This is a genomic window from Colwellia sp. MB02u-14 (assembly GCF_014076915.1).
In the GTDB taxonomy this organism is placed as follows: domain Bacteria; phylum Pseudomonadota; class Gammaproteobacteria; order Enterobacterales; family Alteromonadaceae; genus Colwellia_A.
In genome coordinates this window covers 1-209 of record NZ_JACGUX010000090.1, presented here as the reverse complement: position 1 = coordinate 209, position 209 = coordinate 1, and the positions used below count along the sequence as shown (strand labels likewise).

1 protein-coding gene is annotated in these 209 nt (G+C 50.7%); it reads left to right on the top strand.

Features of this window, described 5'->3' with window-relative positions:
* Positions 1-209: PAS domain-containing protein (locus H4J52_RS19605; RefSeq protein ID WP_182225413.1), on the top strand; the 209-nt coding region annotated here is incomplete at both ends.

Sequence of the window (209 nt, the reverse complement as noted above, 5' to 3'; positions counted from 1 at the left end):
ATCGATACGGCCAATGCCCCTATTTTTGGGATTGATGCCGCGGGTCTGGTGAACGAATGGAACCAGCGCGCCGAGCAGCTCACTGGCTTTGCTAAGATTGATGTCATGGGAAAAGATCTGGTGGCCGGGTTTATCACCGATGATTACAAGGCCTCGGTTAAAGGGATATTGGATAAAGCCCTGCAAGGTGAAGAGTCGGCTAACTATGA